This window comes from Photobacterium lutimaris (assembly GCF_003025555.1).
GTDB lineage: Bacteria > Pseudomonadota > Gammaproteobacteria > Enterobacterales > Vibrionaceae > Photobacterium > Photobacterium lutimaris.
In genome coordinates this window covers 1,212,534-1,226,626 of sequence record NZ_PYMH01000001.1, presented here as the reverse complement: position 1 = coordinate 1,226,626, position 14,093 = coordinate 1,212,534, and the positions used below count along the sequence as shown (strand labels likewise).

Here is a 14,093-nt window from a genome sequence, read left to right as displayed (position 1 = left end):
ATACCTTAAATTTCAGATGTGACTTACAGTGCATTTTGCACTTTTTTCACGACATCTTGTGGTACCCATTGCTGCCAGATTTGTGGATACTCCTCGAGGAAATAGAACATTGCTTCCTCACCATCCGCCTGATTGTCTTCCATCCATGCCAGGATTTGATTCATGTCGGCATTGGTGAAGCCTCTTTTGGTAAAGTATTCGTAGGTTTCAGGTGAACGAGCAGCAAACTTTTCAGTGGTAATGGTGTGAACGGGTGATGGCGGGTACATGGTGGTTTTAGGTGATTCACATTCAGAGTTAGTGGTACATTTCACGAATTCTTCTTCATTGATACCGCTACCGAAATCCACTTTGACCATATTGTATTTACCCAGTACTGCCGTCGGTGCCCAATAATAACCAAACCATGGTTCTTGGCGTTCATAGGCTTTAGCGATAGAGCCTGATAATCCTGCCGCTGAACCCGGATCCACAATGACAAAGCCAGCTTCATCAAGCTTCATGGCTTTAAACAGGTTGCCTGCACTGATTTGGCAGTTCCAACCCGCCGGACAGCTGTAGAAGGCAGACTTATCAGGGTCTTCTGGGTGCTTAAATAGCTTGGCATGTTTCTCAACACCTTCGATCGTTTTCATCTCTGGATATTTTTCTACCAGGTAAGATGGTACCCAGAACCCTTCTTCACCACCATCGACCAGAGCTTTACCGGCATAGCGTAAGCGTTTTTCCTCGACGCCTTTATCCAGCGCATCTTTCAAGCTGTTGCTCCATAGTTCAGGAGCAACATCTGGCTGACCTTTTTCAATCATGGATGTACCGGTTGGCATGGTATCGCCAGGTATCAACTCGGCATCACAATCGTAGCCGTGTTCCAAAATAAAGCGGTCAATGTTGGCGATAAGGCTGGCGGAACTCCAGTTCATGTCGGCAATGGTGACTTTCCCACATTCGCTGGCATTGGCATTCATTGCCATTGCACTTATAGCAAGCAGTAATGGGGTTTTATAATTCATCTCGAGTATCCTTTCTCAAAGGTTGGGTTCACTCACTCACAATTATTAGTGTTCGAATGAGTTTCTCAAAAATGATTGTAGGTGATCTATAAGTGAATGTGAACAGCGTTTGTATTTTAGCATGAAAAATTAAGTATTTAGCTTCTTGTGTAAGATTGGAAACTCGTATTGTGGGATTTGTTTTGATTTTATCATTATGTTTCGTGCTCTAATTATAGGGCGTGTTTTAGATTCAATGCTAATGAAGGACGTTTATTGCTCGATTGTGATGAAAACCTAACTGTTAACTTAATGACAGTGTTAGAACTACCGAGCTTAAGTTATTGATGGTATTAATTTAATTTAGTTATTCAGAATAAATGAGGTAAGAATGGCAATACTAGCTCCAGCACTTAAACAAGGCGATACCATTGGCTTTTTCTCGCCATCATCGCCTGCGACCTGTTTTGCTCCTAAGCGTTTTGAAAGGGCAAAAGCGTATTTACAACAAAAAGGGTTTAACCTGAAAGCGGGAAAATTGACCGGTCAGTCAGACTACTACCGTTCGGGCAGTATCCAGCAAAGGGCTGACGAGCTCAATGTGTTAATTCGCGACCCGCAAGTCCGCTGTATTATTTCGACTATTGGCGGAAATAACAGTAATGCGCTATTGCCTTATATTGACTATGCGGCGTTAAAGAAAGATCCCAAAATTATTATTGGTTATTCGGACGTTACCGCCTTGCTACTGGGCATCTATGCTCAAACCGGCCTTGTTACCTTTTACGGCCCAGCCTTAGTGGCATCGTTTGGTGAGTATCCGCCGCTAGTCGATGAGACGTTTGCTTCCTTCGAGACGCTGCTATGTGAAACGGCATATGAAAGTCGGCGTCAAAAGCAAAATCCACCTTATCGTTATCAAATGCCAGAGCAGTGGACAGACGTAAAAATTGATTGGGAAAACCAATGTGAAGCCAAACTGACTCAGGCTAATGATTGGCAATTTATCGGTAATGGGGTGATTAAAGGCCGAGTTATTGGTGGGAACTTAAACACAATGGCAGGAATATGGGGAAGCCCATACATGCCTGAAATACAGCAAGGAGACATCTTGCTGTTGGAGGATTGTTTAAAGGGGATAGAAACAGTCGAGCGCTCGTTCAGTCATTTAAAGCTTTGCGGCGTGTTTGATAAGGTATCCGCCATTATTTTAGGAAAGCATGAACTGTTTGATGATAAGAGGACAGGTCGCCAACCACTGGATGTATTGATGGAAGTGCTAAACGGGCAACCTGTTCCTATTTTAAATGGTTTTGATAGCTGTCATACCCACCCGATGCTGGTCACCCCGCTAGGTGTTGAAGGGACGATAGATTTCGACCAGCAGACGATTTGTATTACGTCACCATGGTTGAAGTAAATTAGTTTTTAAGATGAGTGAATGACTTAAGTTTTCAACTCATCCCGATCCCTAAACTCCTCCAAAGATTCAGGGTTTGCCAGCGCCCCAACATTTTTCACTGGCTGATCATGGACGATATTGCGAACAGCCAATTCTACTAGCTTGCCAGACTTGGTCCGGGGGACGTCTTTTACTGCCAGGATGACTTCGGGGACATGGCGGGGTGAGCAGTGTTCGCGGATCTTCTGCTTGATATTGGCTTTCAATGCGTCCGTGAGCAGTTCACCGTCGGCTAGTTGGACAAACAAGACAACGCGGACATCTGTGCCTTGGTTTTGGCCTATGACTAGTGAGTCTTTGATTTCATCCAACCGGTTTACCTGGCGGTATATTTCTGCGGTGCCAATTCTTACTCCTCCGGGGTTAAGTACGGCATCGGAGCGACCGTAGAACACCATTCCGCCAGTATTCGATAGGCTAACATAATCGCCGTGGTGCCAAGTATCTGGGAAGGTATTCCAGTAGGCGTCATGGTACTTGCTGCCATCTGGGTCGCTCCAAAAGCCAATCGGTTGATTAGGGAAACTGTTGCGACAAACGAGCTCGCCGTGTTGTAGATGAACAGCTCGGCCTTGTTCATTGAATACTTGTACATCCATGCCTAATGCGCGCCCTTGGCATTCACCTCGATAAACGGGGCTAATCGGGTTACCGAGGGCAAAGCAGCCGCATATATCGGTGCCGCCTGAAATGCTAGCAAGTTGGATGTCACTATGAATGGCATCATAGACATAATCAAACTGCTCCGGGGCAAGCACGGAGCCGGTAGAACACAGTGTACGCAGAGATGACAGGTTAGCCTTGTCTTTGGGGCGGTAACCTTGTTTTTCCAGAGCCTCGAGGTATTTGGCTGAAGTGCCGAATAACGTCACTTGTTCTTGCTCGGCCATCTTCCATAAAACATTACCGTCGGGGTAGAAAGGGGAGCCGTCATACAGAATTAAGGTCGCGCCTGAGGCAAGCCCTGATACTAGCCAATTCCACATCATCCAGCCGCAAGTGGTGAAGTAAAATACCTTGTCACCGGTGCGAATATCCGTTTGTAATTGGTGCTCTTTAAGGTGATTGAGTAAGGTGCCACCCACACTATGGACAATACACTTGGGTTTACCTGTTGTACCTGACGAATACAGGATATAAAGCGGATGGTTGAACGGGACGGGGGTAAATCCCAGTTCACTGGGTACGGTACTGTCGAGGATATCGGTCCAGTAGTGATGATTGATGGTATCAGGAATAGAAACCGTGTCCTGTGGAATCTGTTCTGGCGTTGCTGGGATTTCGATTAGATGTGCGAGTTCCGGAATATTGGCACTGACGGCAGCGACCTTGTCGAAATAAGACATAGTCTTTCCGTTGTACTGATAACCTTGGGCGAAAAACATCACTTTCGGTTTAGTTTGCCCAAAGCGCTCTATCACGCTCTCAGCCCCAAAATCCGGCGAGGTGGAGGTCCAAATTGCGCCTAGCGCAGTGGTAGCCAGCATAGCCACAACCGTTTGGGGGATGTTCGGTAAATACCCCGCAACAACGTCCCCTTTTTTGATCCCGATCTGATGGAGAAAGCTCGCGACCTGTGAGGTTTGTCGATACAGTTGCTGCCAGCTAAGGTGTTGGCGCTGCTGAGGATCGCCTTCGCAATGGTAAATGATGGCATCCGCCGCGGCGTGGGTGCGCCAGTTGCGCAGGAGGTTTTCGGCATAGTTGAGTTTAGCGTGCGGGAACCACTGGGTATCTTTGGCTGGTGTACTGCTATCGGGGGGGCAAAATGTTACAGGGGGCTTTTTGGCTCCTTCGACTTGGCAGAAGTCCCACACCATACTCCAGAACTCTTCACTATGGTTGACACTCCAGTTATGCAACTGATTGTAATCATGATAGAGGGTGTTCTTTTTCTCACTCAGCTTAACCATGAATTGATACAGCTTGCTGTTGTGAATGCGATCTTTCTCCGGCATCCACAGCAACTGAGGCGGATTGTCTGCGGGATAACCAATATTAGAAGATTCTGGGTTTGTCATCATTTTCTCCTTCATTGCGCTTTTGGTTATTGGTTATCCGGGTGGGCTTTTTGAAAGGCGGTTAGGGCTAAACAGCGTTGTTCGATTTCAAGCAACCTTGGGTAACTGTTGGTTTCAAAACCAAATCGTTTAGCGTTATACAGCTGAGGTATTAAACAGATATCAGCCAGAGACGGGGTGTCAGTACAGGTGAACGGGGTGTTATACCGACTAGAAAGGTTCTCAAGGCTCTGAAGGCCTTGTTTTAGCCAATGGTGATACCAAATCATTTTCTCGTTTTGATTGACCCCAAGATCACTATTTAAGTAGTTGAGAACGCGTAAATTGTTCAGAGGGTGGATATCACAGGCAACAATAAGGGCAATTTCTCGGCATTGGGCCTTATGCCATGGTTCACTTGGCAGCAAGGAGGGGTCGGGATAACACTCATCAAGATATTCGATGATAGCCAAAGATTGCCCCAGGACGGCGGTATCTTCCGGTGAGCCTTTTTCTGAGTTATTAGTGTTACGACAAAACCCCGGAACTAACTGACTGGGGTTCAGCGCAGAGTAGGCGGCACTGTTTTGCTCTTTGTCCAACAGTGAAACAGCCACCTGCTCATAGCTCAGCCCTTTCATGTTTAGCGCAATTCGCACTCGGTACGACGCCGAAGAACGATAATAATCATACAGTTTCACAGTGTTTTTTCCTTAGACCCAATATCAGAGTCAGCCCTAATTACCCGTCGCCCAGTCCTTCTAATTATTACTGGTGATGTGGGTTATGGTGATTTAAATCCTCATCGTGATATTTGTGTTCATACTTGACCACGGTTTGTTCAATAGCGCCGAAAATGGAATGGCCGTTGTTATCGAGCATTTCAATTCTGACAGTATCGCCAAATTTCATGAACGGGGTTTCTGGGTGGCCAAACTCCAAGGTCTCGAGCATTCGACGCTCAGCTAGGCAGCACGAGCCGCTACTGCGATCAATATTAGAGACGGTTCCCGAACCAATAATGGTGCCCGCGCAAAGTGCTCGACTTTTTGCCACATGTTGGACCAGCTCGGCAAAATTAAACGTCATGTCGGTACCGGCATGGGGCTGTCCGAATAATTTGCCATTGAGATGAACTGTGAGGCGGTGGTGGAGCTTATAATCATGCCAACTGTCGCCCAGTTCATCAGGCGTGACAGCAACAGGCGAGAAAGCGGAAGAGGGTTTAGATTGGAAAAAACCGAAGCCTTTAGCAAGTTCACTTGGAATAAGATTGCGCAGCGAGACATCATTGACCAGCATCAGAAGCTTGATATGGTCATGGACTTCTTCGGCACGGGTGCCCATATCAACATCGTCGGTAACGATAGCAATTTCCCCTTCAAAGTCGATGCCCCATTGCTCATCGGCAGCGTTGATATTGTCGGTGGGAGCCAAAAAGCCATCTGACATGCCTTGGTACATCAGAGGATCCGTCCAGAAGCTTTCGGGCATTTCGGCTCCTCTGGCTTTGCGTACTAATTCAACATGGTTAACGTAAGCGCTGCCATCCGCCCATTGGTAGGCGCGTGGAAGCGGTGAGCTGCATAATGCTGGGTTAAATGGAAAGCTATGCTGTGCAACATCATCATTGAGGTTGCGGTATAAATGTTGTAGGTCCGCTTCCACTTCGTGCCAGTTATCAAGGGCAAACTGTAACGTCGGGGCGATATCGTGGGCATGGACTGCGGTTTGCAGGTCACGGGAAACTACAATGAGTTGGCCATCTCGACCATGGTTAAGTGATGCAAGTTTCACGTTCGTCTCCTTATCTCTCTCTAATTGGCTACTCAGTGGTATTGCCCTGCCATGAAAAGACATAATCTTTGTTCTCAGCCCCGTCGGGCAAAGGGGCGACTTCAAGTGGCCAGCGGGCATCGATCATGACCGCGACCTCATCCGTTTCCTTTTTGGGGGAAGTCATGCTGGCAGCCAAAGCTTTAGGGTGGGGGCCATGGGAGAAACCGCAGGGGTGATGAGTGATCATGCCGGCTTCAATATTGTCCCTGCTAAAGAAATTGCCCTTGTGGTAGAACAGCACTTCGTCGAAATCATCGTTGTTATGATAGAAGGGCACCTTCAAAGCATAGGGATCGCTTTCGATTGGCCGTGGTACAAAAGTGCAAATCACAAAGCCGTCAGCAACAAAGGTGGTATGCGCTGAGGGGGGAAGGTGGTAGCGATGACTCATTAGCGGGCGGATATCCCGCCAGTTCAACTTGAATGCGGTTAGATTGCCCTTCCATCCTTGGGCATCAAGCGGATTATAAGGATAGGTAATAGTATTGAGCTGGTTACGGGCTTTGAGTTGTACCTTCCATTGCTGGGCGTCACTCTGCTGTTGAAGGAAGGTATCGTTGATTCTGGCGTATTCCAACACCGCCGGATCATACACCGCATGCTGGCCGACTAGGCCGCGTTCAGCCATTTGGTATGCACTGTTAGAGGCTTCAATAAGCAACATAGTCACCGCCTCTTTGGGCTCAATACGCCAGCTTGTTGCCCTAGGCAGCACGATATAATCCCCATCCCGGAATGTCATATGGCCGTAATCGCAGAACAAGTCCCCGCATCCTTGGTGGATGAACAATGCTTCATCACCGTCGCCATTGCGGGCGAGTTCAGCCATAGCGCGGTCACAATGCCAAACCCGAAGCTTAAGGTTATTATTGAATAGAATCAGCGATGCATCCCAAGGGGACAAGCCTTCAGAGGGCATTTGGTTGGTGTCTATTGCCCTAGGGCGAAGTGGGCCGTCCCAGTCTATCCACCCCGTTGGCGGGTGGCGGTGGTACATATGGCTTGCTGGACCAAAAAAGCCTTCTCTGCCACATTCACGCTCGAACGTCCCTTCAGGTAGGTCACAATGTGCCTGTCGAGAAGCTTCTCCTTCGGTAATAGGAAATTGAAACCATTGCCGCATTACACATCCCTCTCTATCACAGTCATTCCAAACTGACCCTGTTAATAAAATGTTAGTTCAATGGCTTAACTCTGGCGCACTCATGTAAGCAAGGCAACTTAGAACACGAACGCAATAGCGGTAAGGGTGTCTTTTATGTTTTACAAGGCCTAGGATTTAAGTCGCTAGTATATTGGCCTTTTTTAAGTCGTTGAATGAATTGAGTTCGACCAGGGTATGGGCTGTTAGCTGAAATTCCAGGTGTAAAGGAAATGTTACGTTCAAGGGGGTGCTCATTGCTGAGGTCCACTATCCGTGCTTTCGCGAATCGACCTAATCTAAAGGAAACGAACATGAAACAAGCGGATTGATAATTTGCCAGGGCGAGGCAGAATCACAGATGAAGGTCTCTTATGGGTAGCGGAACAAAATATGTGTCTAAACAGCCAGATGAAAAAGGGGTTGTCCACTGGGATAATTCGGAAAACCGTGTTTGGCATGATCTGGTTGAGCGCCAACTCGCCTGTATAGAAGGACGAGCTTGTCAAGCTTACATTGACGGATTGGCGTTGCTGAATTTACCTCAGGACCGCCCCCCTCAGCTATCACAAATCAATGCTGTATTGCAGTCAACCACGGGGTGGGAATGTGTTGCCGTACCTGCATTGATCAATTTTGATCGTTTCTTTGCATTGCTAGCCAATAAACAGTTTCCTGTTGCCACTTTTTTGCGCCGAAGAGAGGAGTTTGACTATCTACAAGAACCTGACTTTTTCCACGAGATCTTCGGTCATTGTGCGATGTTGACTAACCCGGCCTTTGCCGCTTTCACCTATGCTTACGGAAATTTGGGAGCCAAGGCAAATTCTGCACAAAGAGTGTATTTAGCAAGGCTATACTGGTTTACAGTTGAATTTGGATTATTGCAGCAGCAAGACGGTTTACGAATATACGGCGGCGGTATCTTATCATCACCGGGTGAGACGCAATACTCGCTAACAGGAAAAAGCTCGGCTATTGATAAGGCTTTGGCTCTAGATAAATCTCGGCCTTTCTATAAGCCGTTTGATCCGGTTGATATCATGCGTACGCCTTATCGTATCGATATAATGCAGCCGCTCTATTTTATTCTTGATGACATCAATCAACTTTACGAGTTGGCACACCAAGACATCATGTCAATGGTGTCCCAAGCACAAAAACTGGGGTTACATGCGCCTTTGTTTGACACAAAAATCAAGGAAGTGGGTTAAGGGGAACTGATGACAGAACTACATGAACAAAGATGCGAAGCGTGCCATGCCGGCGCACCAAAAGTCACCGAAAATGAAAAAATTGCTCTGCTAGCCACCTTGCCTGACTGGCAGGCGATTGACGTGGAAGGCGTCGAGCAACTGGAGCGTCTATTTACCTTCAAGAATTTTAAATTGGCTTGGGCGTTTACCGACAACGTTGCCGCTTTAGCCGAGGAAGAATTCCATCACCCAGAAATTACGCTTGAGTGGGGCAAGGTGAGGGTTCGCTGGTGGAGTCATTCCGCAAAAGGACTTCACAAGAATGATTTTATCTGCGCGGCAAAGACGGATCAGCTTTTGAACATCGATTAATTTCATATACCCAAGCTAACTCAAGAGTATAGAAAACCCTCTTATTTCAGAGAAGCACTCGAATAAACCGGGTGCTTTTTCTGTTATGTGCTAATAACTTAAATAGAGTAATATACCGCTCACACATAAAACAGTCTTGCCGAAGAGCAAGGCAGATTGAGGTACAAATGGGTGAACCACAACAACAAGCGCTAGTCAGCTGTGAAGAGTGTGGATTAGTGGTAGCGTTGCCAGAGCTCAAGGACGATGAGAAGTCGGTTTGTCCGAGATGTCACCACACATTGGTAAAACGTATTGCCCAGCCGATTCAGAGACCCTTGTCTTATGGCTTGGCGAGCCTCGTCATGTTGGTAGCGAGTATCAGCTTTCCTTTTATGTCTTTCAGTGTGCAGGGGATCAGCCAAGAAATCACATTGATGCACTCTGCTCAAATGCTCAGTGTTTTCCAAAATAGCATACTGGCATTATTGCTCTTACTAACGGTATTAGTGTTACCGGCTCTGTATTTACTCTCATTACTGTATTTGTATTTCCGAGCGGGTCAGCGATTAAAATACTCGGATAAAAAGCAAATAGCGATGTGGGAAAAGCGATTATGCCGATTAATGATACGTATTGAGCCATGGTTGATGGTCGATGTTTTTTTGATTGGGGTGTTGGTCAGCCTGATTAAAATTGCGTCATTGGCCGATATTGGTTTAGGCATGTCCTTTTGGGCGTTTTGTTTATATACCATGCTGGTCGTGAAATGCGTGTCGATGGCCGATCGTACTTGGTTGTGGTTGCAGTTTCTGCCGCTGAAACCGCAGGTTGGCGTGAAGCCCGGAGACTGCCATAACAGCTATAACCATATTAGTTGCCATGTTTGTTCGCAATTGAACCCGATGACCGAGGAAAAACACGCACGTTGTATTCGCTGCCACGGCCTGCTTCACCCCTACGACCCACAGAAGATGTTACAACGTTCATGGGCGTTACTTATTGCTGCCGCAATCTTTTTTATTCCGGCTAACCTTTATCCCATGATGTACACCGTCAGTTTGGGCAAGTCGGAAGGCTCGACCATACTTGAAGGGGTCGTTTTATTGTGGCAATTAAAATCGTATCCCATCGCGGCGGTAATTTTTATTGCGAGTGTTGTGATCCCGCTGGCAAAGATTATTGCATTGACTTGGCTGTATTTTATGGCAGGAAAGGGCGGCAGCCCTGATGAAAAGAAAGCGGTGCAAAAGTTGAAAGTATATCGAATCACTGAATTTATCGGCCGTTGGTCGATGATTGATATTTTTGTTGTGGCAATACTGGTGGCCTTGGTCCAACTTCAGAATCTGATGGCAATTTATCCTGGTCCCGCTGCATTATCCTTTGCCTGTGTTGTTTTGTTAACCATGATATCGGCAATGTCTTTTGACCCACGTGTGTTTTGGCCCAAGGATTCGGCGTTTGTCTCCCCCGCAGGCTATGTGAACAATAATAAAGAGAAAAACAGTTATGAGTGAATCCTCACCTCCACAGGCGAAGAAAGAAGCTATTAAGCAAATATCTTCTATATGGCTAGTCCCAATTATTGCTGTTGGGATTGGTATATGGATGCTCTTTCAGTTCATCACCAGCCAAGGCCCTGAAATTGTATTGAAAATCGATACCGCTGAAGGGATAGAGGTGGGTAAAACCGAAATCAAAGCGTTGAATGTCAAAGTCGGTGTAGTGACAGGTGTGACATTGAATGAGGATTACAGTGCCATTGAAGTGACGGCTCAAATGGACAAAGATGCAGCCCGCATGCTCAAGGATGATACTTTGTTCTGGGTCGTAAAGCCGCGCATTGGTAAGTCAGGGGTGTCGGGGTTAGATACCTTACTCTCGGGCGCTTATATCCAGTTGCAACCGGGAAAAAGTGGTGAAGAGCAGCGTACTTTTGATGTGTTGGATATTCCGCCAGTAGCACCGCCAGATGCTAAAGGATTACGTTTGGTTTTGACTCACAATGAAGCGGGTAAATTGGGTGTTGGTGACCCGGTGCTTTATGAAGGCTTTACGGTTGGCCGAGTAGAGAATGTCACCTTTGATACGGAAACAAAGAAAGCCCATTATCAATTATTTATTTTTGAGCCGTACAACAGCCTTATCCGGAAAAGTACACGATTTTGGCTGACCTCGGGGGTTGATATTCAGATGTCTGCTGAAGGCTTCAATTTGAAAATTGGCTCCATAGAATCGTTGATCACCGGTGGTGTGAGTTTCCGAGTCCCCAAAGGGCGTGAACCGGGAGAGCTCATCACGAAGAATAAATCCAAGTTCCGTTTGTATAACAATATTAAGCAAGTACGCGAACGCTTTTTCGAGGACTACCTCGAATACGTGATGTTGTTTGATGAATCAGTTCGAGGCTTGAAACCAGGTGCGCCGATTGAATATCGAGGTATTCAAATTGGTACCGTTCGTAAAGTCCCGCTTGATATCATGGCAAGTAAGAAAAACTTCTCCAATCGTGAAATTCCAGTATTGGTTCGTATCGAATTGGACAGAGTAATTGCTCATGTGAAATACGATAATTTGGATATGCTAAGAGCGAGCCTTGAGGAAGAGTTCAAGTATGGGTTGCGAGGTTCATTGAAAACCGCGAACTTGTTAACAGGGGCGCTGTTGGTTGATGTCGGCGTGTTTGCGGAAGAGAAAACCTATAAACATCAGAGCTATGGTGAATATGATGTTTTCCCGACTAAAGCTGGAGGCTTTGCCCAAATTCAAAAAGAAATTTCTTCAATGCTCAAGAAAATTAATAATCTGCCTGTTGAAGACACTTTGTTGACTCTGAACAAGACATTGGAGACGTCTCAGAAGACGTTGCTAGCTGCTGAAAAGGTAGCAACAGAGCTCAATAGTCTGCTTGCACAGAAAGATACTAAAGCGATCCCGGGAGAAATTAGGGAAAGCTTGCAGCAGATCCAAGCTACCCTTGATGGTTATGGTAAAGATGGTGCGACCTATCAAAACTTGGATCAGGCATTGATCCAGTTTGAGCAAGTCATGACCGAGTTACAACCCGTATTGCGGCAGATAAACGAGAAGCCAAATTCACTTATTTTTAGTGGTGAGAAAGCCGCCGACCCAATCCCAGTAGGAGGACGTCAATAATGTACAAGGGAATATTAATGGCGTTAGTCCTGCTAATCGGGGCTGGGTGTAGTTCAACGGAGCCAGTAACCAAAACGTATCTACTCCCCGAGCAAAACAACGAATTAACCATGGCGTTTGCTAACAAGCATCAACCGGTGGTGATCGTTCGACCAGTGGAGGTCGCAGAGCACTTAGCGGGGACAGGGCTTGTATATCAAACCAGTGCAACGGAGGTGGTGCAGGCACAGCAGAACCTGTGGGCAGAGAGTCTTTCCCGCCAACTGACCCGCATCATCACCGAAGATTTGCGCCAGAAGCAATCCAGGTATTGGTTTGACGAGTTAACGCCTGCGGTTAACAGCAGTACTTTACCCAAACTTCAGGTCAAGTTTACTCAGTTCAACGGCCATTACACCGGCCTGGCAAAACTGAGCGGGCAATGGTTGTTAATTGATAAGCAAGGTGAAGCCTTGGCGAGACAGCCTTTTTCCATCCAAGTGCCTTTAGAGCAAGATGGCTATGATGCTCAGGTGAAGGCACTTGCTGAAGGAGTGGCACGATTAACTAACCAGATCAGTCAGAGCATTAATGGACTGACTTGGTAAGCTTGCCTTAATCGGCAGTGAAGAGTCGTCATTTACAACAAAGAGCCCTTCATTACGAGGGCTCTTTTATTATGGCAGTGCCGCTTGAGTAAGGTTCAACGCTGAGCGTGCCGGTAGTAGCCGTTAATCCAGCACTCCGGTAATTCTTCACCGGAAGGAAAGGCTAAGTTCTGTTTGTCGATGGCGACAGGATCAGCCAAGTCTTCACCTGATTGATATTGCACTTTGACATGCGAGGAGAATGGGTTGACCAAAGAAGACATGTCAATGACGTCAACTAAATCACCAGTGCGTGACTCTTTTAGAAACATCACAAATCTCCAAAATATATTGAATTAATGACGATAAATAACCATCAGTAGCCATTATGTTTTGGTATAAGTATGGCTGATTTTACGGGCTTTGCAGAGTATGAGTGAAAACCAGACAGAGCAGGAGAGCTATGAGTAAGTATTATTGGGGCGTTGACCTTGGCGGCACAAAAATTGAGTGCGCTGTAATGCAATATGATAATGACCGCTGTGTGTTACGCGAGCGTCTACCTACTGAAGGCGAAAAAGGGTATCAACACGTGTTGGCGCAGATAAAAAAGCTGATTGAACATTGCGCAGGAAAAATGGGTGAATACCCTAGCACTGTGGGTATTGGTACGCCTGGTACCTTAGATCCTTCGACTGGTACCATGAAAAATTGCAACTCGACCCATCTTAATGGTCAGCCTCTGGATCATGACTTGAAATCGCTACTTGGTATTCCTGTTCGTCTCGCCAATGATGCCAACTGTTTTGCTTTGGCTGAGGCAAGGCTAGGTGTTGTTCAAGAAGTAAAACCAGATGCTGAAGTTGTATTCGGTATCATCATGGGCACAGGGGTCGGAAGCGGTATTGTCGTCAACGGTAAGGTGCTCAATGGCTGCCATGGTATTGCTGGCGAGTGGGGACATAATGTGCTTGAAGCCAATGGTGCGCCTTGCTATTGCGGTAAACGAGGGTGCGTTGAAACGGTTATGTCAGGAAAAGGATTGGAACGCTTCTATCGGGAGCAAAGTGATTCTGGCGATGCGTGTTCATTGAGTTTACCTGAGATTGTGGCATTGGCAGAGCAGGGGAATACATTGGCACAAACAACAATGGAGCGGTTATATAACTACTTTGGCCTTGCTGTTGCTTCCATTATCAATGTGTTAGATCCGGATGTGATCGTCGTTGGGGGCGGGGTCGGTAATATCGATTCTCTTTACAGCAAAGGTAGGGATGCGATCTTACCTCACCTGTTTAACCCTGTGTTAAATACGGTGTTGGCCAAACCTGCATTGGGTGATAGTGCCGGGGTATTCGGCGCGGCGATGCTTGTGAAGTAGTACCAC

13 protein-coding genes are annotated in these 14,093 nt (G+C 46.7%); 7 read left to right on the top strand and 6 right to left on the bottom strand.

What is annotated here, in order from left to right:
- Positions 1-23: 23 nt before the first annotated feature.
- On the bottom strand, positions 24-1,013 hold the full coding sequence (locus C9I99_RS05315) for an ABC transporter substrate-binding protein (protein WP_107347764.1): 990 nt from the start codon (positions 1,011-1,013) through the stop codon (positions 24-26).
- A 370-nt stretch (positions 1,014-1,383) separates the two neighbouring features.
- Between C9I99_RS05315 and C9I99_RS05310 the strand changes: the two genes are divergently transcribed.
- Positions 1,384-2,412 (top strand): S66 family peptidase, encoded by a 1,029-nt coding sequence (locus C9I99_RS05310; protein WP_107347763.1) that lies wholly within the window; start codon positions 1,384-1,386, stop codon positions 2,410-2,412.
- Positions 2,413-2,438: 26 nt separating this feature from the next.
- On the opposite strand, the gene C9I99_RS05305 is transcribed toward C9I99_RS05310, so the two are convergent.
- The 4 genes from C9I99_RS05305 to C9I99_RS05290 form a co-directional block, all read right to left on the bottom strand.
- Positions 2,439-4,478, bottom strand: a complete 2,040-nt coding sequence (locus C9I99_RS05305) for an acetoacetate--CoA ligase (RefSeq protein ID WP_244916299.1) — start codon at positions 4,476-4,478, stop codon at positions 2,439-2,441.
- Positions 4,479-4,501: 23 nt separating this feature from the next.
- Complete coding sequence (gene maiA / locus C9I99_RS05300) at positions 4,502-5,155, bottom strand: maleylacetoacetate isomerase (RefSeq protein ID WP_107347762.1); 654 nt, start codon at positions 5,153-5,155, stop codon at positions 4,502-4,504.
- Between the two features lie 67 nt (positions 5,156-5,222).
- The gene (locus tag C9I99_RS05295) at positions 5,223-6,251 is read right to left on the bottom strand and encodes a fumarylacetoacetate hydrolase family protein (protein WP_107347761.1); all 1,029 of its coding nucleotides are present in this window, start codon (positions 6,249-6,251) and stop codon (positions 5,223-5,225) included.
- A 28-nt stretch (positions 6,252-6,279) separates the two neighbouring features.
- The gene (locus C9I99_RS05290; RefSeq protein WP_107347760.1) at positions 6,280-7,416 is read right to left on the bottom strand and encodes a homogentisate 1,2-dioxygenase; all 1,137 of its coding nucleotides are present in this window, start codon (positions 7,414-7,416) and stop codon (positions 6,280-6,282) included.
- A gap of 392 nt (positions 7,417-7,808) precedes the next feature.
- On the opposite strand from C9I99_RS05290, the gene phhA reads away from it, so the two are divergent.
- The 5 genes from phhA to C9I99_RS05265 all read left to right on the top strand — a co-directional run bounded on the left by phhA (position 7,809) and on the right by C9I99_RS05265 (position 12,727).
- Positions 7,809-8,648: a phenylalanine 4-monooxygenase gene (gene phhA, locus C9I99_RS05285; protein ID WP_107347759.1), complete on the top strand. Its 840-nt coding sequence runs from the start codon at positions 7,809-7,811 to the stop codon at positions 8,646-8,648.
- Positions 8,649-8,657: 9 nt separating this feature from the next.
- Positions 8,658-9,002: a 4a-hydroxytetrahydrobiopterin dehydratase gene (locus C9I99_RS05280; RefSeq protein ID WP_107347758.1), complete on the top strand. Its 345-nt coding sequence runs from the start codon at positions 8,658-8,660 to the stop codon at positions 9,000-9,002.
- 167 nt (positions 9,003-9,169) lie between these two features.
- Positions 9,170-10,501, top strand: coding sequence for a paraquat-inducible protein A (locus C9I99_RS05275; RefSeq protein ID WP_107347757.1), 1,332 nt, complete (start codon positions 9,170-9,172; stop codon positions 10,499-10,501).
- Positions 10,494-12,140, top strand: coding sequence for an intermembrane transport protein PqiB (gene pqiB, locus C9I99_RS05270; RefSeq protein WP_107347756.1), 1,647 nt, complete (start codon positions 10,494-10,496; stop codon positions 12,138-12,140). The genes C9I99_RS05275 and pqiB overlap by 8 nt, the downstream gene beginning before the upstream one ends.
- Before the next feature lie 17 nt (positions 12,141-12,157).
- Positions 12,158-12,727 (top strand): PqiC family protein, encoded by a 570-nt coding sequence (locus C9I99_RS05265; RefSeq protein ID WP_243734577.1) that lies wholly within the window; start codon positions 12,158-12,160, stop codon positions 12,725-12,727.
- Positions 12,728-12,822: 95 nt separating this feature from the next.
- Here the strand turns inward: C9I99_RS05265 and C9I99_RS05260 are convergent, their stop codons facing one another.
- A complete protein-coding gene (locus tag C9I99_RS05260; RefSeq protein ID WP_107347754.1) occupies positions 12,823-13,038 on the bottom strand; it encodes an acetyltransferase in 216 nt (71 codons plus the stop codon).
- A gap of 131 nt (positions 13,039-13,169) precedes the next feature.
- Here C9I99_RS05260 and C9I99_RS05255 point away from each other — a divergent pair, with 131 nt between their 5' ends.
- On the top strand, positions 13,170-14,087 hold the full coding sequence (locus C9I99_RS05255) for an ROK family protein (protein WP_107347753.1): 918 nt from the start codon (positions 13,170-13,172) through the stop codon (positions 14,085-14,087).
- Positions 14,088-14,093 lie beyond the last annotated feature (6 nt).